The sequence below is a fragment of the Clostridium sp. genome, assembly GCF_040797585.1.
In the GTDB taxonomy this organism is placed as follows: Bacteria; Bacillota; Clostridia; order Clostridiales; family Clostridiaceae; genus Clostridium_Z.
The window spans coordinates 1-2717 of sequence record NZ_JBFNEO010000284.1 but is presented as its reverse complement, the minus strand read 5'-3'; the positions used below and the strand labels follow the sequence as shown (position 1 = coordinate 2717).

The following is a 2717-nucleotide window of genomic DNA, read 5'->3' as shown; positions in this document are numbered from 1 at the left end:
CTCGTAACCCTATAATTTCTCCACAGATTTTTAATATTTAAGGATATATTCTTTTCTGTGGCATTCCTAACTCCTCTTAACTTATTTATATTAGAAACTTCTATTAACCTATCCATATCGTCACTATAGCTATATAGGAGTACCTGTATGTCCTCTCCCTTAGAGGTTACAATGTATCCATCATCTTTAGCAATCAACGTATCTCCAAGTTTATTTAAAAAGTAATAACTATAATAAGATGGCTTTTTAAGTCCCTCCCAATTCATTATTCCAATATCTCCAAAGAATATTTCATTACTAGCCTTTTTTACCTTCTCTAGTTCATCTATTACTTTTATATTTTCATACCCTTTACTATTTATAACCTGATGAATTATATAAGGTACCATATAGGCAGTATCATAGGTGGCATTAATATCATCTCTATTTATAAATGCATCCTCTACTAAAAGACCATAATCCTCTTCTAATATCTCTTTTATCATATCTTTTATATCTTCTTCTAAGTCCTTATCTATGGTATATTTCCACTTACCTATTTCATAATTACCATACTCATCTATAAAATAATCTATAAAGTAGTTTAGGACCTCTTTGTATCTTTCCTTTGAAAAATCTTCTTCTTCTAGGATTATATTAGGTCTAAGTCCAACTCCTAATATTAAATCAAATACTTTTTTTACTCTTTTTAAGTTTATAACCCCTTCATTAAATACTCCCATATTTCTAGAGAAAATTCCTCTTATTTTTCCATGATTAAAATCTATTTCCTCTTGAATTGTATTTAAAGATTTTATTACTTCTCCCTCAAGCATGTGGTAAGCTTCTGGAAGCTCTATCTCTTCTTTATAAAAATGACTAAAATCTCCTATGGTCTTTCCTGCATCCACATCTATTTTAATTATTCTCTCTTCGTAATTATATCTATCATAATCCTCTACATAGGAACTTAAATATTCCAAGGCTTCTTTTAGATCATATAAAGTTACATCTTTAATTTCTTCTAGTCTTTCGTCATCAACCTTATACTTCTTTCTATATTGCATTGGTGTTAATTTATAATGCTTCTTAAAGTGCTTATTAAAATATCTTGTATGAGAAAAACCCATTTCCTCGGAAATATCTGATATGGTCATATCTGTATCTAGTAAAAGCTTAATAGATTCTTCAACCCTTGTTAAATTAACAAAATCCTTAAAGCTAAGTCCCATGGTATTTTTTATTTCATGGGATAAATAATGAGTACTTAAAAACTCTTTTTTAGCTATGTCTTGAAGAGAAATCTTATTATTATAGTTATTATATATATACTTAACTATTCTATGATATCTCTCAAGCTGTTCCTCATTATTTCTAAGAGCTTCCTTTTCATATATTAAATAGTGAAAATCATTTATAAGATGAAAAAGCATATCTATTAAAGTCTCTTCTATATATTCATCATAATCTTCTCCCTTTTGTACTACCTCACAAAGAATCATAGATAAATATTTCTTTAATATATCGTATTTTTCATCCACTTGAGGACCATCCTCTAAAGATGTTTCTGCATAGAAAAACATATTATTTATATCATCATAATATTTTTGAAAAAAATTAGGGTCTATATTAAACATAAGGACTAAATTATCCTCTTTTGAAGAAATTCTATGAGCTTCTTCTAAGTTTATGATTTCAACTTCTCTTTCTGAAACAGTATATATTCCAGATTCAATGGTAACATCTATGCTTCCTTTAATAACCATAAGGATTTCTATAGATTTATGCCAGTGAATAGGATACTCTTTTATACTAGCTAATTGAATCCTAACAGGTAAGTTATCCCCATAGGTTATATATTCTCTTCTCATATAATCTCCCCTTACTACTTTGACCATGTTCTATATCTATTTTAAATTTAAATAAAACTTATTTTAAAGTTATATAAATATATTATAACATATACACATATATTTATTAGAAAAAGCCCTAGGTTCAAATTAAAACCTAGGACTTTTTAATAGCTTAAAGCCTGAATATATTCATATAATATTCCTTTATGGATTGTCTAAAAAACTATTATTTTTAAACTTTTAATAATTCCTAATATACGTTGCTACGCCCATAGATTAACTCATCTGACGGAAGTTTCGTTCTATATTTAAACCTTACTTAATACTCCTCTACCTTATATCCCTTAGGAAGAGAAATAACTGTTCTTTTCTCTTTAAATGTTGCCTCACTATCCTGTATATATATATTTGCAAACATATCATTTACAAGTTTATGTACTATGGAACTTCCCTTAAGTCTCTTAAAATCATATATTAAAACTTCCTTGTACTTAGCTCCATCTATTCTCGTTGCTTCAATAATATCCACATTATTCTTATTAACAATTCTTTCTTCAATCTTACCATCTTTTCCAGTATTTACATAGTAAAGTTCGTTATCATCAACTTTTTTAGTTTTTAAATAAGTTTCCCCTGAAAAAGCACTAACTTCAGTTTCAAATATTACTTTTTCTGTTGGTAAAATTTCCTTTTCTCCAAATGTCCAAATCCCTAAAGGTATTAGGTATGAAAATATAGCCATAATAATTAAAGCAATAATTAAGTCAAGAATAGCAAACTTTATAAATACTTTGCTAACGGAATTCGGATTTTTAAACTTTTTTATAACCCTCTTACTTTGAGCATTAAATAAAATAAAAGCTACCATAGCCCCTATTATAAATC

At 27.6% G+C, this 2717-nt stretch carries 2 protein-coding genes; both read right to left on the bottom strand.

The window, feature by feature from the left end:
• Positions 1–1850 (bottom strand): helix-turn-helix domain-containing protein (locus AB2369_RS12805; protein WP_367666862.1); only part of this gene is annotated, 1850 nt, incomplete at its 3' end.
• A gap of 301 nt (positions 1851–2151) precedes the next feature.
• A partial coding sequence (locus tag AB2369_RS12800; RefSeq protein WP_367666861.1) for a hypothetical protein occupies positions 2152–2717 on the bottom strand: 566 nt, incomplete at its 5' end.